Origin of the sequence: Flavobacterium bernardetii, assembly GCF_011305415.1 — a bacterium.
Classification (GTDB): Bacteria; Bacteroidota; Bacteroidia; order Flavobacteriales; family Flavobacteriaceae; genus Flavobacterium; species Flavobacterium bernardetii.
The window spans coordinates 355,680-373,597 of the sequence record NZ_JAANOQ010000002.1; the positions used below are offsets into that span (position 1 = coordinate 355,680).

Genomic DNA, 17,918 nt, shown 5'->3' on the forward strand with positions numbered 1-17,918 from the left:
ACAAAGCCCCTTAAGTATATTATTTTCTAATTCCTAATTCTTTAATAATCTCACGGTATCTTAAGATATCTTTCTTTTTTAAGTAATCTAAAAGACTTCTTCTTTTACCTACTAAAAGTACTAATGATCTTTCAGTGTTATAATCGTGACGATTTTTTTTCAAGTGCTCAGTTAAGTGAGAAATTCTGAATGTGAATAACGCAATTTGTCCTTCTGCTGAACCTGTGTTTTCTGCTTTTCCTCCGTGTTTAGCGAAGATCTCTGCTTTTGTTTCTTTAGTCAAATACATGCTAATATTATTTAAATGATTATTATGTAGATTGAGAATGTCTCAATACGGGTGCAAATTTACAAATTATTTTTGAAGTTGCAAGTTTATACCGCTTTTTTATTTTAACCACAAGTTTCTAAACTCCCTTTTTTTGTCGTAATCACTAGCTTGTTTTTCGATATTAAACCATCTATGTTCTCTCGGATCGTTACCAACTCCAGCTAAGTACGCCCAATTTCCCCAATTGCTACACACATCATAATCAATTAATTGTTCTTCAAAATACGCTGCGCCTAATCGCCAATCCATATTCAATTCATTGCAAAAATAACTCGCTACATTTTGTCGGCCTCGGTTACTCATAAAACCGGTTAACTTTAATTCGAGCATATTGGCATTGATGAAATCGGATTGCGTTGTGCCATTTATCCATTGCGAAAGTAATTTTTCATTTAAAGATTTTGAATTGACTTTTTCTGTTTTGATTCCCGAATACAAGAAAAATTTAGTTTGGTATTTTTTGAACATGAATCGGAAAAAATCTCTCCAAAGCAATTCGAAAATTAACCAATAGGTTGAATCATTCGCGCCAATTTCTTTTTCATATTTTTTGACTTCGGCATAAATATATCGTGGAGAAATGCAACCCATTGCCAACCAAGCTGAAAATTTAGAAGAATAATCCGCACCAATCATTCCGTTTCTGGTTTCTTTATATTTCGATAAGCTTTTTGTTTCGTAAAAATAATGATTCAAACGTTTTATAGCTTCGGTTTCGCCACCTTTGAATGGAATGGCCGCACGTTTATCGGATTTTATTTTCTTTAAACCTAATTCTTCTAAAAAAGGTAGTCGAAATTCAGGAATTTCGTGTGATGAAATCGCTAAAGGTTTTTCAAATGGTTTTCTGATTACGGCATCTTTTTCTGTTTTCTTTCTGAAATTCGTAAACACATCTGGAATGTCTTTTATAGAAAAAGGTAAATCTTCCGCATGATATAAAGTGCTAGTGCTACAAGTTTCTAATTCGCATCGCAACTTAAATAATTCATCTTGTACTAATTTTTCAGTCTGTTTTTCTTCGTAAGCGACTTCACGTTTCACAAATACTTTTTGTACTTTATATTCTTGTACTATTTTTGGAATTTCAATTTCTGGTTTTCCTTTTACGATAAGTAATCCAGAACCTAATTTTTTTAAATTCGTATCTAAATCTTCTAATGCTTCTAATAAAAACTGTGCCCTGAAACTTCCCGTTTTTTTAAATCCATAAGAAGTTGTTTCAAAATGCGAATCGTCAAAACAATACACAGGAATTATGTATTGACTTTGAGAAATAGCTTTGATTAACGTTTCGTTATCTTCTATTCTTAAGTCGGTTTTAAACCAAACTAATGCTGTTTTTATCATTTTTTTATTTTTTTAGCCACAGATTTCACAGATTAACACGGATTATTTATTGGTAAGATTTGCTAGTTGTGCTTTGTTAAGCGAAGCGTTTCACTTCTTAAAATAAATCTATGTGTCTATGTGTTTTATTTTATAACTCGTTGATGTTTTTTAGATAATAATCGGCTTGTTGTAATAACGCAGCTTTGTCGTCTGGTTTCATTTTATGCCAAACGTTGTACATCATTCCAATTCTTGGGTTTTTTCCTAATTTGTCTTCATTTTTATCGTAGAAATTCCAATATAAACTATTAAATGGACAGGCTTTTTCTCCTGTTTTTACTGCTTTTTTATAGAAACAACTTCCGCAATAATTACTCATTTTATCAATGTACGAAGCGGAACTTACATAGGGTTTTGTGCCTACAATTCCACCATCTGCAAACTGACTCATACCACGTGTATTGGTGATTTCAACCCATTCAATCGCATCAATATATATGCCTAAATACCAAGCGTCTACTTCATCGGGATCTACTCCAGCCAAAAGTGCGAAATTTCCTGTCACCATTAAACGTTGAATATGATGTGCATAAGCGAAATTCAGAGATTGATTGATGGCATCTTTTAAGCAATTCATTTTTGTTTTGCCTGTCCAAAACCAATCTGGTAATTTATTTTCATGGTTGAAAAAATTCATGGTAGCATATTCTGGCATTTTATTCCAATAAATGCCACGCATGTATTCGCGCCAGCCAATAATTTGTCGTACGAAACCTTCTAGTTGATTATAGGCAATTTCTTCAGGACGTTTTTCCCATTCTTCGATGGCTCTATTAATAACTTCCAAAGGTGAAATCAATTTGATATTCATGGAAAACGAAATTCTCGAATGATATAACGACCATTCATTAGGTGTCATCGCATCTTGATAACTTCCAAAGAGCGACAAACATTCCATTACAAAAAAGTCTAATAATTCTAAAGATTGCGCTCTTGTTGTGGGCCAAACGAAGTTTTTAGCATCGATAGTTCCAATAGTTTTAATGTCTGTTTTTTGAATTTCAGTTACAATTTCTGAAACATCGCTATTAAAAACTAGAGGAGAAGTCGGTTTGTGATCTTTCGGTAATTTTTTTCTGTTTTCGCCGTCGTAATTCCATTTTCCTGTTAACGGTTTGTCGCCTTGCATTAAAATGTCGTGTTTTTTTCGCATCATGTGATAGAAACTTTCCATCAAGAATGTTTTTTTGCCTTCGAAAAAATCGCCAAGTTCACTTCTTGAACTCATAAAATGTTCTGAATCGACTACAGAAGAAGAAATAGAAAGGGTTTGGCAAAAGTTTTTCAATAGTTCATCTACACGGTATTCATCAGGTAATTGGTATTCGAAATGCGTAAAATTTTCTTTATCAATAAGTTGTTGGAGGTTTTTATCAAACGCTTGAAAGTTGTTTTCGTCATTTAGTTGAAAATAAACAACCTGATGGTTTTTCGATTGTAGTTCAGAAGCGAAATTTCGCATAGCAGAAAAAAAACCTACTATTTTTTGAATATGATGCGTGGCATAATCAGTTTCGGAACGAATTTCCATTAACACATAAGTTATGGATTCATCGATAGTTTGAAACCAAGAATGATTTATATTTAATTGATCACCGAGAATTAATCTTACTGTTTTTGACATTTTATTTGTTGCTTCTACATTTATCACTACAATATTTTACTTCGTCCCAAACTTTTTCCCATTTTTTCCGCCAAGCGAAAGGTTTCTGACAAACTAAACAAATTTTATTAGGTAGATTTTCTTTTTTGACTCCTCGCATTTTTAGGTTGATTTGGATTGCTCATGTGTTTTTGTAAAATTCGTTTGCCTTATTGTTTTACTTCGTCTTTTTTTCTGAAACTCCAAACAATATCGCTAGCGTATTTTCTGGTTTCTTCAATGTTTACAATTGGTTTTGGATAATTTTTTCCGATTTCGCAATTGTAAAATTGTTGTTCCATTTCGTTCATTTTCCAAGGTTCGTGAAGTAAATGAACTGGAACTTCTGCTAATTCCGGTAACCATTGCTTGATGAAAATACCTTCAGAATCGTGTTCTTCGGAATTTTTTATCGGATTGTAAATTCGTATCGTATTTATTCCGGTTGTACCTGATTGCATTTGAATTTGCGGATAATGAATGCCAGGTTCGTAATCTAAAAATTGTCGGGCTAAAAAATGCAATTCGCGCCAATCTTGCCATAAATTAAAGGTAAAAAAAGAAACGACCATCGCACGCATTCTGAAATTGATATAACCAGTTGCCACTAAACATCGCATGCAAGCATCTACAATTGGAACGCCTGTTTTTCCTTCTTGCCAAGCTTTTATATAGGTTTTATTTTTAGGTTTTATTAAACTGTCATAAGCACGATTGGCGTTTTGAAATTCCATTTCGCATTCGTCTTCAAATTTTTGCATAAAATGACAATGCCAATGTAATCGTGAGACAAAATTTAAAATCGCTCGTTTGTTTTTAGAAGTTTCATAATGCTGATTGGTATATTGATAAACCATTCGCATGCTGATATTTCCATAAGCTAAATAAGGTGATAATCGACTACAGCCTTTTCTGCTTAAAGAAGGTTTTGAAATGTGTTTACTATAATTAACGTAACGTTCTTTAACGAAACTATCTAAATAGCGCCAAGCTAAAGTTTCGCCGCCTTGTTGAAAGTTTTTATTAGGAATTGTAATTTTATCTGATAATTTTTCACCTTTCAAAACATCATAAAAATCAGAAGTTAATTCAATGGTTTTTAATTCTGATTCTTTTAAAATTTTAGGATTCGCTCTCATAATTGCTTCCCAACGTTTGTCCCAATTTTGTCTCGATTTTAATTTTCTGGTGACGCCGTGCAGTTGAAATTCTTTCCAAATAATGTTATTTTTCTGGAAAAGTTCTTGCATCGTAATATCTCTATCAAAAGTGGTTTTATTACCAATTTCTTGATGTGAAAAAATAGTTTTTACATCAAAGTATTTAAATATTTCTGAAAATACGAATTCCGCTTCGTTATGAAAGAAATAGATTTTGTTGTTCGATGGTTTTAATTTCTTTTGTAATTCTTGAATCGATTCGTAAATAAATCGCCAATGACGTGCATCAGCATCATCATAGTTCATTACCGAAGGTTCAAAAATATAAAGCAACAATAAAGGTAATCCAGATTGATGTGCGTGAAATAAGGCTTCGTTATCGATGAAACGTAAGTCGCGCTTAAACCAAACAATATTTATGGCTTCTTTTGTCACAATTTATAGTATTGATGTGATTTTTTTATCTGGTTTTGCATAACTTAATCTGTCAATTTTGGTAGTTTTGTGGTAACTATCTAAACCAGAACAAGTAAGGGATGCTGCTTTTTCAATATCTAAAAAGCCGTCTTTTTGTAAGCAATCTTCTGGAAAGTAAACGGCTTTGATTTCGCCAATTACTAAAACCGTGTTGTTTATTGTGAGTTCTATTTTTTCCTTAAATTCCATCGCCAATTGTACCTGACTTTCTCCAACAAAAGGTGCGAAAAATGCATTTTTATATTCTTTATTTAAATCGGTAACATCAAATTCTGAAATTTCTCTAACGTATCTCGCGGAAGTATGATGCGCTTGTTTGAAAATATTTTCATTGATATGGTTGATGGTATAAAAACTAGTTTCCAAAATATTTTCTAAAGTATGTCTTTCATAAGCCGCGGGTCGGAAAATAATTCCAAATAAAGGAGGATTACTTCCAATATGAACAATTGAATCTACAATGGCTAAATTCGTTTGTCCGATTTTATTTTGAGTTCCGATTAAACCAATACTTTTAAAACCGCCTAAACTATTTACAAAATGAACACGTTCTTGTTTTTCCAAGTTCATAATTTGCTCATATGTAATTTGTTTTTGTTTCGATTTTAATGCTGTTTCACCCATTTTTTATCACTATTTAATTGAAACGTGCCAATGTGTTTCTTGTTCCATTCGTGAGGTGGAATTAAGGATAAAAAATACGTTCCATCGCCAGTTGCATATAAATGATAAATTTCTCCGATGATAGGTTCAAATGAAAATTTTGAATTGTAAACTAATTCGTTCCATTCAAATTCTTCCATTAAACTTTGATATTGTAGTTTTAGTTCGTTGAATTTATTTTCAAATTCTTTATTTACATTTCGTACACCGCGACCTTTCCAAGCAGCAACATCATCCACTTTAATTATAGGCGCTCCAACGCTTGTAGCGTAAGGTAAAAAACTCGCATTATATCCTTTCTCTTCAGAATAAACTACATTATCTGGTATTTCATTTTCCATTTTTACGGTATGTTTTTTATCGTTTTGATATTTTATTGTTTGAAATTGCTCTTTGTAAATTGCATTTGAATCGGTCTATGCCTTCTACGCGTTTGGCTGTGTGTTTGGTTTTGCAATTTTCTACACGTTTTCGCCAAAGTTTATAACTTGAAAATTTCAGTTCCTTTTTCATTAACGCTTTGACATCGGCTTCTGCTAATCCAAATTGAAATTTGATGGCATCAAAAGGTGTTCTATCTTCCCACGCCATTTCAATAATTCTATCAATGGCAATGTCGTCTAAATTTGTTTTTTGAGCAACTGGCATTATTTTGTTTAATTAAATTAAGATAAAGTTAAACAAAATTAAGTAATTAAATTTGAATTTCTATAAAGTATTAGAAATAAAAAAATCCGTTACTAAAATTTAAGTAACGGATTTATATAATAATAGGTTTTTTTCTTAAAAAAGAGTTGCCACTTGTTCGTTAACAAATTCTAAGAAACGTTCGTCTTTTTCAGTGAAAGGATCAATAACATGACTATCGATATCTATTTGTCCAATGTTTATTCCATTCACAAACAAAGGCACAACAATTTCCGATTTTACGGTAAAACTGCAAGCAATATAATTATCTTGAGCCGCAACATCTGGAACTACAAAGTTAGCATTGCTTTCGGCTACTTGACCGCAAATTCCTTTTCCAAAAGGAATTACAGTATGGTCCGTTTCCGCACCAACATAAGGTCCAAGATGTAAAGTTTTAGCTTCGTGATTGGCAAAATAAAAGCCAACCCAATTGTAATATGAAATATTGTCTTGCAATAATTGACAGATATTTTTAAGTTTTTCATCTCTAGTAACTTCACTGTTTACAATGCTTGTTACTTGTGGTTTTAAGTTTTCGAATTGCATTTTTTTAAATTTTTACAAATTTATATATTAATAAGTAAGTAAAAATTATATTTTTGTTAAAAATAGCACATTTTGAAAAACACTATAAATCAGCATAAACCTTTTTTTCTTTTCTTACTAAAGTTTGTTTTGTTCTATTTGATTTTTACATTAATTTATAAATTCTATTTGAATCAATTTAATGTTGAAAATAAAGAAGTTGATGGAATAACCGAGTTTGTAGCGCATCAAACTAAAAATACATTGGTGTTTTTTGGTAAAGAGTGCGAGATAAGGAAACATGAGTTTGAATCTTCTTATAAAGTTATTTATTACAATAAATATTTAGCCAGAATTATTGAAGGTTGTAATGCAATAAGTGTGATTATACTATTTGCCTCTTTTGTATTTGCTTTTTCGGCCAAGTTTAAAAATACTTTTTTGTTTATTCTATTTGGTTCAGCCTTAATTTTTGTTTTGAACATTCTAAGAATTGCCTTACTTACAATTGGTTTATATAATTATCCTGAATATGAAGAATTTTTGCATAATATCGTTTTTCCACTAGTAATTTATGGTGTTGTTTTTGTGTTGTGGATTGTTTGGGTAGTTAAATTTTCAGCGTATGCAAAACGTAATAACTAACAAAAAAAATCTGATTCTTGTTGGGGTATTAATTTTTGCATTAATATTGGTAAGAGCCTTTGAAAGCAAATTGTTCTACGATCCTTTTTTAGAGTTTTTTCATAGCGAAATCCAAAATAAACCTTTGCCAAAATACGATAGTTTTAAACTATTTTTTGGATTGTTTTTCAGGTATTTAATTAATAGCGTAATTACTGTTTCAATTATATATTTCCTTTTTAAGGAAACTTCAATTGTGAAATTAACGTCATTTTTATTGGTTGTTTTCTTTGTGATATTAATTGCAGCTTTGTTTCTTGTTTTAAATTTCTCCTCACAACCTGATTATTTGGTTGTTTTTTATATTCGTAGATTTCTTATACAGCCTTTGTTTTTGATTTTGTTTGTTCCAGCATTTTATTATCAAAAAAGTGTTAATAATAAATAAGTTATCAAAAAATAATATAAATTTGCAACAATGAATTTTAAAAGACATATAAGTATTTTCTTAGCATTGTTTATTTTATTAGTAAATAGTAGTGCTAGTTTGGTATTGCATTATTGCCATGACCAAATTGCTTCTATATCTTTAGTGTATCAAGAAAATAAAGTAGCTGATGCTGCCGACGAAGATTCTTGTTGTGCTGCTGATGACAAATCAGATGAAAAAAGTTGTTGTTCAGACGAAGAAATTAAGGTTGATAAAAAAATTGATTATTCTATTTTAAAAGGATTTCAATTTAATGTTTTAGCGGTTACTTTCGAGAATGAAATGACCTCTTTCTTTAGTCAAGAAGATGTTTTATCTACAAACAAAAAAGTATTAGATTACTACTGTGATTCTAATGCACCTCCATTTTACAAACTCTATTCTCAACTTATTTTTTACGCATAATTAGTATCGTTTCTACTTTTATTCAGCTCTTTTGAGCTTGATTTAAAATTTATAAACTTTATTAAAATAATTATGTATAGAATAATTTTATTGGTTTTATTGCCAATACTTTCTTTCGCACAAAGTAGTGTGTTAGGAAAAATAACAGATAAGGAAAACAACCCTATCTCCAATGTAAAAATTACAATTCCAGAATTAAATTCAACTTTTTTTTCAGATGAAAGCGGTACGTTTAGTCTAATTCAAAGAAATGGTACAGTTTCGCTTATTCTTGAAAAAGAAGGCTTTCAGAAATTAGAAATTCAACAAAGTGCTGCAATAGATTTCACTATTCAATTAGAAAAAACTTTTGTTGAAAGTAATATTGAAACGGTCAGTGTTGTAAAAAATCAAAAGACTTTAGGTAGAAAACAAAAAGCAGTTACCAATACTCAAAATTTATCGCAAGGAGAATTGCAAAAAGCAGCTTGTTGTAATTTGTCGGAAAGTTTTGAGACGAATCCTTCAATTGATGTTAACTTTTCGGATGCTGTTACTGGAAACAAACAAATTAAAATGCTGGGATTAACAAGTCCGTATATTTTAATGAGTGAAGAAAATATTCCAGCTATTCGAGGCGCTTTACAGGCAACAGGTTTAAATTTTATTCCAGGAACTTGGGCAGAAAGTATTCAAATTACGAAAGGTGCCGGAAGTGTAACAAATGGTTACGAAAGTATTTCTGGTCAAATTAATTACGAGTTATTAAAGCCTCAAAAAGAAGAACCATTTTTTGCTAATGTTTATGGGTCAAGTGATGGACGATATGAGGTGAATACCCATTTCGCTAATAAATATTCTGATAAATTAAGCTCGTTAGTTTTATTACACGGTAATACCAGAAATATCAAAAACGACATGAATCATGATGGGTTTTTAGACAATCCGTTAGGGAAACAAGTTAATATTTTAAACCGTTGGCAATATAATAATGCAGAAAAAGGAATTGTTTCATTTTTAAATATCAAGTATTTTAAAGATGAAAAAACAGGTGGAACAATTAACGATAATTCGCATTCAGAAGTGATGAATCCAAATTTATGGACAAGTCAAGTAGATACGGATAAAATTGAAATTTCAAATAAGATTGGATATGTTTATCCAGATATGCCATTCCAAAGTATTGGATTCCAGCAAGCTTTTCAGTACAATAAAATGCATTCTGAATTTGGCGATAAAGTGCATCATATGCACCATAAAAACTATTTTTCAAATCTTATTTTTAATTCAATTATCAATAATACAAAACATAAGTTTATTACAGGTTTGAATTTTAATTATGATAAATTTGAAGAACATTTAGAAGCTAATTTTATGGCTGAATATGACAGAATTGATACTTCAATTGGTTCGTTTTTTGAATATTCATATGATAATTTAAATAATTTTAGTTTTGTTTTAGGTGCGAGAGCCGATAATCATAACAGATTAGGTTTGTTTTTTACGCCAAGAGCACACGTGAAATATAACCCGTTTGAAAAAACAACGTTACGTTTTTCAGCTGGAAGAGGAAAAAGAGCTTCGAATATTTTTGCGGAAAACATTAATGTTTTGGCAAGTTCTAGAGATATTGTCATCAACGATGAAAACGGAAAATTATACGGTTTAAATCCAGAAATTGCATGGAATTACGGAACAAGTTTAATTCAGAAATTTTTCCTTTTTGGTAAAGAGAATGAAATTGTAATTGATTATTATAAAACGGATTTCAGTAACCAAATTGTGGTTGATTTAGAAAATCCAAGACAAGTAACTTTTTCCAATTTAAAAGGGAAAAGTTATGCTGAATCGTTTCAAATTGAATGGAATATTACTTTAATGACGCATTTAAATTTAAGAACAGCATATAAATATTTGAATGTTAAAACCGATTATGCAACAGGATTATTAGACAAACCATTACAAGCTAAAAATAGATTTTTTGCCAATATTGCCTACGAAACACACATCTTAAATAAAGGACAACAATGGAAATTTGATGCGACATTTAACTGGATTGGTGAGCAACGTTTACCAAGTACATTAGCAAATCCTGTTCAATATCAATTACCAGAATATTCACCAAATTATCAATTGATTAATGCGCAAGTAACTAGAACTTTTTCAAGCACATTTGAAATGTATGTAGGTTCGGAAAACTTAGGTAACTTCAAACAAAAGAACGCCATTATCGCATCGGATAATCCAAACAGTCCATACTTTGATAGTACCATGATTTATGGTCCAGTTTTTGGTAACATGTTTTACGCAGGATTACGTTTTAAAATAAAAGCAAAAAAAGAAGTAGTAGAAAATCACGAACATAAAGAAGGAGAAAATCTTAATCATAATTAAAAATATAATATCATGAAAAAATTAGTATTAGTTGCATTGTTTGCTGTTTTAGGAATGAATGCAAATGCACAAGAGAAACCAAATAAAAACAAAAAAGTTGAAGTTGGAGTTTCTGGAGCATGTGACATGTGCGAAAAACGTATAGAAAAAGCAGCTTATTCTGTAAAAGGTGTTAAAAGTGCGGAATGGCATGCTGATCATCAAGATTTACACTTAATCATTGATGAATCAAAATGCACTATTTTAGATGTTGAAAAAGCAATTGCAAAAGTAGGTCATGATACGCAAGATGTAAAGGCAACTGATGCAGAATATGATAAAGTTCATGGGTGTTGTAAATATAGAACTCAAGAATCACATTAATAAACAAAAGTTAAAATAATTTATTATATTTGGTTTAACTAACCAATTAAATTTTTATTTATGAATTTTTACGCAATTTTAGCAGCAACATTAGTTTCATTAGTTGTAGGTTTTGTTTGGTATAATCCGAAAATTTTTGGAACCATTTGGATGAATGAAACAGGAATGACCGAAGAAAAAGCGAAACAAGGAAACATGGTTAAAATCTTCGGATTAACTATTATTTACTCCTTTTTAATTTCATTTATGTTATCAGGAATGGTTATTCACCAAGTTGGAGCTGTTCAATTAGTTGGTGGAGACGAAACTAACGCTTCATTAATGGAGTTTTTAAAAGATAAAGGTGATGCTTTTAGAAGTTTTCAGCACGGAGCACTTCACGGATGTATGGTAGGATTATTATTTGTTTTACCAATAACAGCTATTAACGGTTTGTTTGATCAAAAATCATGGAAATTAATCTTAGTAACCGGAGGTTATTGGGTAGTAACATTAACTATCATGGGCGCAATTATTTGCGGATGGAAATAATTAACATTTTATTATAAAATAGAAGTCCTACATTTGTAGGACTTTTTTATGCCTTTTTTTATCTTTTGAGAAAAATTACTATAAATATATTCGATAACATTAATGATTTGCCAGAAAATTGGAACGCAGTAGCTTCTGCAAACCATTTTCTGCAACTTCCTTATTTGAAAGTTTTAGAACTTTCAGCTCCAACCAATATGCAATGCTTTTATATTGGCATTTATGAGAATTCGGAATTAATTGGTGTAATGTTAGCCCAATATTTAGATTTGAATAAATTAGAATCTTTTGGTGAAAGAGACAATTGTGTTAAAACGCATATTCGAAATTTTATTTTCAGAAATTTCGCATCGCACACTTTGTTTATAGGAAACAACATGATTACCGGACAAAATAGTTTCACCTTTAATAAAGAAATAAGTTTTCAGGAAGTCAGTCATATTTTAATGCAATGTTCTCATGAATTAGTGGGGTATTTCAAACAAAAAGGAATCAATATTCATTTGGTTTCTTTCAAAGATTTTTATCAAGATTGCACTTCGGAATTTAAAAATTACGCTTTCGCGAATGTGTACGAATTCAATACACAACCAAACATGGTTTTTGAATTGCCTTCCTCTTGGCTTACTGTTGAAGATTACTATAATTCATTTTCAAAAAAATACAGAGATCAATATAAAAGATCACACAAAAAGTTTGAAGGCATTTTAGTAAAAGAACTAGAAGCCGATGAAGTTGTTTTTCACGAATCACGAATTAATGAATTATATCATCACGTAGCTAAAAATGCACCATTTAATACTTTTTTCTTAGCGGATAATCATTTTTCGACTTTTAAAAAAGAATGCGGAAATGGCTTTAAAATTTTTGGTTATTTTTTAGAAGAAAAACTAATTGGATTTCATTCGGTTTTATTGAATGATACGGTTTTAGAAACTTATTTTTTAGGTTACGACGATCACGTGCAAAAAGAAAAAATGTTGTATTTGAATATGTTATACAACATGACAGAATTTGGAATCACCCATCAATTTAAAAAAATCATTTTCGGAAGAACCGCTTTAGAAATCAAAAGTTCCATAGGAGCAACGCCAGTCATGATGTCGGGTTTTATTTACCACAGAAATAAATTAGTCAACAAATTTTTAGGAAAAATATTTAAAAATTTAGAACCAGAAACGGTTTGGCAACAACGTCATCCTTTTAAATAGAATATAAAAAATCCGTTCTGATGTATTAGAACGGATTTTTTGTTGAAATAAACTAATTGTTTTCTTATTTTTGGAAACATTTTCATCTCATGCGAAAAATACTTTTCTTATTTATATTATTTTCCCAATGCTTATTTTCTCAAACTTTGTTCGAGAAAGCAGAAAAGCTATTTAAGGAAAAAAAATATACAGAAGCTAAAGGTTTATTCGAAACCTATTTGAAATCGGTTCCCAATCATCAGAAATCAATAGAATATTTAGGCGATATTGCTGGAAGTTCTAAAATGTGGGATGTTGCAATTGAACATTATAAAAAATTAAAAATTTCAAATCCCAATAGCGCTAATTATTGGTTCAAATATGGTGGCGCCATGGGAATGAAAGCGAAATCTGTCAATAAATTCAAAGCTGTTGGAATGATTGACGATATTGAAACCGCATTTCTTAAAGCTGCATCTTTAGATAAAAAACATATTGAAACACGTTGGGCATTAGTGATTTTATACATTGAATTGCCCGGAATTATTGGTGGAAGTGAAAAGAAAGCAGCGAAATATGCAGATGAACTTTTGGCTATTTCAAAAGTGGATGGTTATTTAGCAAAAGGATATATTGATGTATATTACAAAAGATATAAAGACGCTGAAGTAAATTTACTAAAAGCACATCAAATTGGGAAGTCGGCAACAACGTATGCAAAACTTTACGATTTATATTTGAACAAATTAAAAGACAAAACAAAAGCACTAAACTTAAAAAAGTAATTGGGTAAAGGGTTTTGGGTAAAAGGTATTTGTTTTCCTTTCACCATTTTCCTTTCACCATTAACCTTATATAAATGAGAACACATTTCATAGCCATTGGCGGAGCTGCCATGCACAATTTAGCATTAGCCTTACACAATAAAGGATACAAAGTTACGGGTAGCGATGATGCTATTTTTGAACCTTCAAAATCTCGATTAGAAAAAAAAGGTTTATTGCCTATTGAAATGGGTTGGTTTCCAGAAAAAATTACATCAGATATTGAAGCAATCATTTTAGGAATGCACGCGAAAGCAGATAATCCTGAATTATTGAAAGCTCAAGAATTAGGTTTGAAAATTTATTCGTATCCTGAATTTTTATACGAACAATCTAAAAATAAAACACGAGTAGTTATTGGTGGTTCACATGGTAAAACTACAATTACTTCTATGATTTTACATGTGATGCATTATCATAATATTGAAGTGGATTATATGGTTGGTGCACAATTAGAAGGTTTCGACACGATGGTGCATTTAACAGAAACGAACGATTTTATTGTTTTAGAAGGTGATGAATATTTGTCTTCTCCAATGGATAGACGACCAAAATTCCATTTGTATCAACCGAATATTGCTTTACTTTCAGGAATTGCTTGGGATCATATTAACGTGTTTCCAACGTTTGAAAACTATGTAGAACAGTTTAGTGTTTTCACAGCGCAAATTACAAATGGTGGTATTTTAGTCTATAATGAAGAAGATCCAACGGTTAAGCAAGTGGCTGAAGAAACTACGAATCCAATTCGTAAAATTGCGTATCAAACACCAAGTTATGCAGTAGAAAACGGTACGACTTTATTAGACACGCCAGAAGGTCCAATGCCAATTGAGGTTTTTGGAGCACATAATTTAAATAATTTAGCTGGTGCGAAATGGATTTGCCAATGTATGGGTGTGGATGAAGTTGATTTTTATGAAGCTATATCGAGTTTCAAAGGTGCAAGTAAACGTTTAGAAAAAATTGCAGAAGGAAATAATAAAGTGGCTTACAAAGATTTTGCACATTCGCCAAGTAAAGTTTCGGCAACAACAAAAGCAGTGAAGTCTCAATATCCAGATAGAAAATTAATAGCTTGTTTAGAATTGCACACATATAGTAGTTTAAATGCAGAGTTTTTAAAAGAATACGAAGGCGCTTTAGATGCAGCAGATGTAGCCGTAGTTTTTTATTCGCCAGATGCAGTGAAAATTAAACAATTGGATGAAGTGTCGTACGAACAAATTGCACAATCATTTAACAGAAAAGATTTAATTATTTATACGAATCCAACTGAATTTAAAGAGTATTTATTCGCTCAAGATTTTGACAATTCAGCTTTACTTTTAATGAGTTCAGGTAATTATGGTGGATTGAATTTTGATGATGTGAAACAATTAATCAATTAGACGATTAGTCAATTTGCCAATTTAAAAAACCCTCCAAGAGTTTAAAATTCTTGGAGGGTTTTAAAATTAAATACAATTTTTATGGACTTTTTAGATTTCTTTATTTTATTAGATCAAATTTCTAATCCAATAAAAGCTATTAAAAACTATTGGTTAAAATTAACTGATAAAAATGAGTATTTAGGTGAAAGGTTTATTGCTTTTCTTTGCTTGTTTTTATTATTAGGTTTTTATTTTTTAATGGGTTATATTTTGTTTTTTATACTTCTCAAAAAATAAAATTTTGGACTTATTTGTTTTGAGTTAGGATTGAATTGGCACATTGAAAATTGTCTAATTGCCATATTGATAATGCCCAACAATCGTATAACTAAACAAGCAATCTTGTAAAACTTGTCCGCCACCCACATTATGGACAATTAAATTGCGTTTACCATCTTCCGATTTTAAATGTGTGACAATACCAATATGTGGTAGTTTATCATTAATCATCCAAGTGACAATTTCTCCTGTTTTGTAATCACTTGCGTTTTGTGTAATTGGTAATGACTTTCCTTTTCTGCCAAAGAAAATTTCTAAATTTGGCACACGTCTGTGGTCAATATTTTTATCGGTTGTTTTCAAACCCCATTTTTCTAAATTTGGATATTTCGTAAAATTCGCTACCATATCTTCGTGAACTTCTTTCTGTAAATCGATATTCAGTTTTCTGTAAGCACGAATAATTACATCTGTGCAAACTCCGGTTTTCGCTGGAACATCTCCATTCGGATATTTTAATTTTATGTAATCTGGTGTGTAAACTACATCTTTGTCAATAATGGAAATGGCCGCATTCGATAATTTTTCTGCAAAAGAATTCGGGTTTTCAATTGGTGTAATTTTTTGCTTTTCGGAAATTAAAATAGTGTTATCCGAAACAGTTTCTAGTTTTTTACAAGAAGTAAAACTCAATAGAAAGAAAAAAATAAAAATGTAGTTCATAGCAATGTGGTTTTAATTAATTAAACGTATTTCTAATCGTTTTATTTTGAAAGCCTTAAAAATATATTTAGATTTGGTTTTTATAAACGCCAAAATAAATTTTATGTATACGCCAATTAATCTTTGGGCCGAAGACGATCGTCCACGTGAAAAACTACAACTAAAAGGTAAATCTACCTTATCCGATTCCGAATTATTAGCAATATTAATTGGTTCTGGCTCCAGAAACGAAAGTGCGGTGCAACTATGTCAGCGAATCCTAGCTTCTACGAATAACAATCTAAATCAACTTAGTAAACTTTCTATTAATCAATTAACGAAATTTAAAGGAATTGGCGAAGCTAAAGCTATTTCCATTGTTGCTGCTTTAGAATTAGGACGAAGAAGAAGAATTGAAGACGCAACGGAATTACCTCATATTACTTCAAGTAAAAAAACGTTCGAAATTATGCAGCCAATTATTGGTGAATTACCGCATGAAGAATTTTGGGTATTGTATTTAAATAATTCGAATAAAGTGATTCATAAATCGCAAATCAGTAAAGGCGGAATTACCGGAACTGTTGTTGATAATAGAATGGTTTTTAAAACCGCTTTCGAATATCATGCTACCGCCATAATTTTATGTCACAATCATCCTTCAGGAAAATTACAAGCCAGTGAGTCTGATTTATTTTTAACAAAAAAAGTAAAATTAGCGGGTCAAACTTTAGATGTTATAGTTCAAGATCATGTAATTATTACAGAGTTTGGGTATTTAAGTTTTAGAGATGCCGGTATTTTTTGATGGGTACACAGATTTTAAGGATTTTACAGATATAAAAGGATTATTATGGATAATTTTAAGCATAAGTTTATTACAGAGAAAATACTAAAAGCATATTATAATGTGTATAATTCACTTGGTTTTGGGTTTTTAGAAAAGGTATATGAAAAAGCTTTGTTAATTGAATTACAAGAATTAGGTTTATGTGTTGAACCTCAAAAACAAATCAATGTTTATTATAAAAACAAATTAGTTGGGAATTATTTTGCGGATATTATTGTTGAAGATAAAGTAATTTTAGAATTAAAAGCAACAGAGTTTTTATTAAGTTGTCATTCGAGTCAATTGTATAATTATTTAAAATCTACAGAAATAGAAGTAGGTTTAATTTTAAATTTCGGTGAAAAACCTGAATTTAAAAGAATTGTGTTTACTAACGATAGAAAAATAAATTTGAATCAGTTGAATGAATAAATCTGCGTTACAATTTTTAAAAAATTGTTAATCAAATATGCGCAATACAATATTAAAAGAATCAGTAAAATCATAAAAATCTGCGTACCTATGCAATGATAAGAAAAATAGAAAACGTATTTTTGCAAATTAAACAAAGAATAAGAAATGAACGAATTATATCAATTTACCAATCAAGATTTAGAATTGGTTTCTCAAATAAAAAAGCATCAAAACATCACATCCATATTTTATCATTTTTGGATCAACTTAGTGAATCCAGAAGAAAAGTTTGTTTTTGTGGATACTATCGAAATCGTTTTTGATAAAACTACCACGTATTTTTTTAAAATTAATGAAGAAGATAATGGTTATGTTGTTCTAACAAACTATAACTTTGAAGACGAACAAAAAGCGTTGGCTGCCAAATTTCAAGATGTGCTTTCTTTGAAAAGAATTGATGTTAGTCAAGCTACGATTTGGAAAGAGAAAATTAAAACGCCTTTATTGTCCGTAAACACAGTTGTTGATTACGAAAACAGAAATGAAAATTTCATTCATTTCGATTTTATTGATGGTTCGTTAGCGATTTATCATGATGAAGAAAAAGGATTACAAGTTGAGGATTATGAATTTTAAAATAT

At 30.4% G+C, this 17,918-nt stretch carries 23 protein-coding genes; 13 read left to right on the top strand and 10 right to left on the bottom strand.

Annotated elements, in window-relative coordinates; genetic code table 11:
- Window positions 1–19 precede the first annotated feature (19 nt).
- From rpsO to G6N05_RS06525, 9 genes are all read right to left on the bottom strand, one after another.
- Window positions 20–289, bottom strand: coding sequence for a 30S ribosomal protein S15 (rpsO, locus tag G6N05_RS06485; RefSeq protein ID WP_091314476.1), 270 nt, complete (start codon window positions 287–289; stop codon window positions 20–22).
- A 99-nt stretch (window positions 290–388) separates the two neighbouring features.
- On the bottom strand, window positions 389–1,681 hold the full coding sequence (locus G6N05_RS06490; RefSeq protein WP_205729744.1) for a DASH family cryptochrome: 1,293 nt from the start codon (window positions 1,679–1,681) through the stop codon (window positions 389–391).
- Window positions 1,682–1,811: 130 nt separating this feature from the next.
- The gene (locus G6N05_RS06495) at window positions 1,812–3,347 is read right to left on the bottom strand and encodes a cryptochrome/photolyase family protein (protein WP_166125863.1); all 1,536 of its coding nucleotides are present in this window, start codon (window positions 3,345–3,347) and stop codon (window positions 1,812–1,814) included.
- Between the two features lies 1 nt (window position 3,348).
- A complete protein-coding gene (locus G6N05_RS06500) occupies window positions 3,349–3,486 on the bottom strand; it encodes a DUF2256 domain-containing protein (protein ID WP_166125865.1) in 138 nt (45 codons plus the stop codon).
- A gap of 49 nt (window positions 3,487–3,535) precedes the next feature.
- Window positions 3,536–4,960, bottom strand: coding sequence for a cryptochrome/deoxyribodipyrimidine photo-lyase family protein (locus G6N05_RS15760; protein WP_317167477.1), 1,425 nt, complete (start codon window positions 4,958–4,960; stop codon window positions 3,536–3,538).
- A gap of 3 nt (window positions 4,961–4,963) precedes the next feature.
- The gene (locus G6N05_RS06510; protein WP_166125867.1) at window positions 4,964–5,626 is read right to left on the bottom strand and encodes a flavin reductase family protein; all 663 of its coding nucleotides are present in this window, start codon (window positions 5,624–5,626) and stop codon (window positions 4,964–4,966) included.
- Window positions 5,608–6,006, bottom strand: a complete 399-nt coding sequence (locus tag G6N05_RS06515) for a DUF2452 domain-containing protein (protein ID WP_166125869.1) — start codon at window positions 6,004–6,006, stop codon at window positions 5,608–5,610. The genes G6N05_RS06510 and G6N05_RS06515 overlap by 19 nt, the downstream gene beginning before the upstream one ends.
- A 16-nt stretch (window positions 6,007–6,022) precedes the next feature.
- Window positions 6,023–6,313 (bottom strand): TIGR03643 family protein, encoded by a 291-nt coding sequence (locus G6N05_RS06520; RefSeq protein WP_166125871.1) that lies wholly within the window; start codon window positions 6,311–6,313, stop codon window positions 6,023–6,025.
- 135 nt (window positions 6,314–6,448) lie between these two features.
- On the bottom strand, window positions 6,449–6,901 hold the full coding sequence (locus G6N05_RS06525; protein WP_166125873.1) for a GAF domain-containing protein: 453 nt from the start codon (window positions 6,899–6,901) through the stop codon (window positions 6,449–6,451).
- A gap of 72 nt (window positions 6,902–6,973) precedes the next feature.
- On the opposite strand from G6N05_RS06525, the gene xrtF reads away from it, so the two are divergent.
- The 10 genes from xrtF (at window position 6,974) to G6N05_RS06575 (ending at window position 15,350) form a co-directional block, all read left to right on the top strand.
- Entirely contained in the window at window positions 6,974–7,525 is a 552-nt protein-coding gene (gene xrtF, locus G6N05_RS06530) for an exosortase family protein XrtF (protein WP_166125875.1), read from the top strand.
- Window positions 7,506–7,952: an exosortase F system-associated membrane protein gene (locus G6N05_RS15800; RefSeq protein WP_166125877.1), complete on the top strand. Its 447-nt coding sequence runs from the start codon at window positions 7,506–7,508 to the stop codon at window positions 7,950–7,952. The genes xrtF and G6N05_RS15800 overlap by 20 nt, the downstream gene beginning before the upstream one ends.
- Before the next feature lie 30 nt (window positions 7,953–7,982).
- Window positions 7,983–8,399 (top strand): HYC_CC_PP family protein, encoded by a 417-nt coding sequence (locus G6N05_RS06540; RefSeq protein ID WP_166125879.1) that lies wholly within the window; start codon window positions 7,983–7,985, stop codon window positions 8,397–8,399.
- Between the two features lie 72 nt (window positions 8,400–8,471).
- On the top strand, window positions 8,472–10,772 hold the full coding sequence (locus G6N05_RS06545; RefSeq protein ID WP_166125881.1) for a TonB-dependent receptor: 2,301 nt from the start codon (window positions 8,472–8,474) through the stop codon (window positions 10,770–10,772).
- Window positions 10,773–10,784: 12 nt separating this feature from the next.
- The gene (locus G6N05_RS06550; RefSeq protein WP_166125883.1) at window positions 10,785–11,135 is read left to right on the top strand and encodes a heavy-metal-associated domain-containing protein; all 351 of its coding nucleotides are present in this window, start codon (window positions 10,785–10,787) and stop codon (window positions 11,133–11,135) included.
- 60 nt (window positions 11,136–11,195) lie between these two features.
- Window positions 11,196–11,666: a DUF1761 domain-containing protein gene (locus G6N05_RS06555; protein ID WP_166125885.1), complete on the top strand. Its 471-nt coding sequence runs from the start codon at window positions 11,196–11,198 to the stop codon at window positions 11,664–11,666.
- A gap of 65 nt (window positions 11,667–11,731) precedes the next feature.
- Window positions 11,732–12,877: an 8-amino-7-oxononanoate synthase gene (locus G6N05_RS06560; protein ID WP_166125886.1), complete on the top strand. Its 1,146-nt coding sequence runs from the start codon at window positions 11,732–11,734 to the stop codon at window positions 12,875–12,877.
- A gap of 146 nt (window positions 12,878–13,023) precedes the next feature.
- A complete protein-coding gene (locus G6N05_RS06565; protein ID WP_225875133.1) occupies window positions 13,024–13,641 on the top strand; it encodes a tetratricopeptide repeat protein in 618 nt (205 codons plus the stop codon).
- Window positions 13,642–13,715: 74 nt separating this feature from the next.
- Window positions 13,716–15,071 carry a UDP-N-acetylmuramate--L-alanine ligase gene (locus G6N05_RS06570; protein ID WP_166125890.1) on the top strand — a complete coding sequence of 452 codons (1,356 nt, stop codon included), beginning with the start codon at window positions 13,716–13,718 and terminating at the stop codon, window positions 15,069–15,071.
- 81 nt (window positions 15,072–15,152) lie between these two features.
- Window positions 15,153–15,350, top strand: coding sequence for a hypothetical protein (locus G6N05_RS06575; protein ID WP_166125892.1), 198 nt, complete (start codon window positions 15,153–15,155; stop codon window positions 15,348–15,350).
- Window positions 15,351–15,404: 54 nt separating this feature from the next.
- Here the strand turns inward: G6N05_RS06575 and G6N05_RS06580 are convergent, their stop codons facing one another.
- Window positions 15,405–16,055, bottom strand: coding sequence for a DUF1287 domain-containing protein (locus G6N05_RS06580; RefSeq protein WP_166125894.1), 651 nt, complete (start codon window positions 16,053–16,055; stop codon window positions 15,405–15,407).
- 103 nt (window positions 16,056–16,158) lie between these two features.
- Here G6N05_RS06580 and radC point away from each other — a divergent pair, with 103 nt between their 5' ends.
- The 3 genes from radC (at window position 16,159) to G6N05_RS06595 (ending at window position 17,913) form a co-directional block, all read left to right on the top strand.
- The gene (radC, locus tag G6N05_RS06585; RefSeq protein ID WP_166125896.1) at window positions 16,159–16,842 is read left to right on the top strand and encodes a RadC family protein; all 684 of its coding nucleotides are present in this window, start codon (window positions 16,159–16,161) and stop codon (window positions 16,840–16,842) included.
- 45 nt (window positions 16,843–16,887) lie between these two features.
- Window positions 16,888–17,295 (top strand): GxxExxY protein, encoded by a 408-nt coding sequence (locus tag G6N05_RS06590; RefSeq protein ID WP_166125898.1) that lies wholly within the window; start codon window positions 16,888–16,890, stop codon window positions 17,293–17,295.
- 147 nt (window positions 17,296–17,442) lie between these two features.
- Window positions 17,443–17,913 carry a hypothetical protein gene (locus G6N05_RS06595; RefSeq protein ID WP_166125900.1) on the top strand — a complete coding sequence of 157 codons (471 nt, stop codon included), beginning with the start codon at window positions 17,443–17,445 and terminating at the stop codon, window positions 17,911–17,913.
- Window positions 17,914–17,918: the final 5 nt, after the last annotated feature.

Excerpts from the sequence above, each read along its gene's own strand:
- rpsO (WP_091314476.1), bottom strand. The coding sequence starts at position 289 with ATGTATTTGACTAAAGAAACAAAAGCAGAGATCTTCGCTAAACACGGA.
- G6N05_RS06490 (WP_205729744.1), bottom strand. The coding sequence starts at position 1,681 with ATGATAAAAACAGCATTAGTTTGGTTTAAAACCGACTTAAGAATAGAA.
- G6N05_RS06495 (WP_166125863.1), bottom strand. The coding sequence starts at position 3,347 with ATGTCAAAAACAGTAAGATTAATTCTCGGTGATCAATTAAATATAAAT.
- G6N05_RS06500 (WP_166125865.1), bottom strand. The coding sequence starts at position 3,486 with ATGCGAGGAGTCAAAAAAGAAAATCTACCTAATAAAATTTGTTTAGTT.
- G6N05_RS06510 (WP_166125867.1), bottom strand. The coding sequence starts at position 5,626 with ATGGGTGAAACAGCATTAAAATCGAAACAAAAACAAATTACATATGAG.
- G6N05_RS06515 (WP_166125869.1), bottom strand. The coding sequence starts at position 6,006 with ATGGAAAATGAAATACCAGATAATGTAGTTTATTCTGAAGAGAAAGGA.
- G6N05_RS06520 (WP_166125871.1), bottom strand. The coding sequence starts at position 6,313 with ATGCCAGTTGCTCAAAAAACAAATTTAGACGACATTGCCATTGATAGA.
- G6N05_RS06525 (WP_166125873.1), bottom strand. The coding sequence starts at position 6,901 with ATGCAATTCGAAAACTTAAAACCACAAGTAACAAGCATTGTAAACAGT.
- G6N05_RS15800 (WP_166125877.1), top strand. The coding sequence starts at position 7,506 with ATGCAAAACGTAATAACTAACAAAAAAAATCTGATTCTTGTTGGGGTA.
- G6N05_RS06540 (WP_166125879.1), top strand. The coding sequence starts at position 7,983 with ATGAATTTTAAAAGACATATAAGTATTTTCTTAGCATTGTTTATTTTA.
- G6N05_RS06545 (WP_166125881.1), top strand. The coding sequence starts at position 8,472 with ATGTATAGAATAATTTTATTGGTTTTATTGCCAATACTTTCTTTCGCA.
- G6N05_RS06550 (WP_166125883.1), top strand. The coding sequence starts at position 10,785 with ATGAAAAAATTAGTATTAGTTGCATTGTTTGCTGTTTTAGGAATGAAT.
- G6N05_RS06555 (WP_166125885.1), top strand. The coding sequence starts at position 11,196 with ATGAATTTTTACGCAATTTTAGCAGCAACATTAGTTTCATTAGTTGTA.
- G6N05_RS06570 (WP_166125890.1), top strand. The coding sequence starts at position 13,716 with ATGAGAACACATTTCATAGCCATTGGCGGAGCTGCCATGCACAATTTA.
- G6N05_RS06575 (WP_166125892.1), top strand. The coding sequence starts at position 15,153 with ATGGACTTTTTAGATTTCTTTATTTTATTAGATCAAATTTCTAATCCA.
- G6N05_RS06580 (WP_166125894.1), bottom strand. The coding sequence starts at position 16,055 with ATGAACTACATTTTTATTTTTTTCTTTCTATTGAGTTTTACTTCTTGT.
- radC (WP_166125896.1), top strand. The coding sequence starts at position 16,159 with ATGTATACGCCAATTAATCTTTGGGCCGAAGACGATCGTCCACGTGAA.
- G6N05_RS06590 (WP_166125898.1), top strand. The coding sequence starts at position 16,888 with ATGGATAATTTTAAGCATAAGTTTATTACAGAGAAAATACTAAAAGCA.
- G6N05_RS06595 (WP_166125900.1), top strand. The coding sequence starts at position 17,443 with ATGAACGAATTATATCAATTTACCAATCAAGATTTAGAATTGGTTTCT.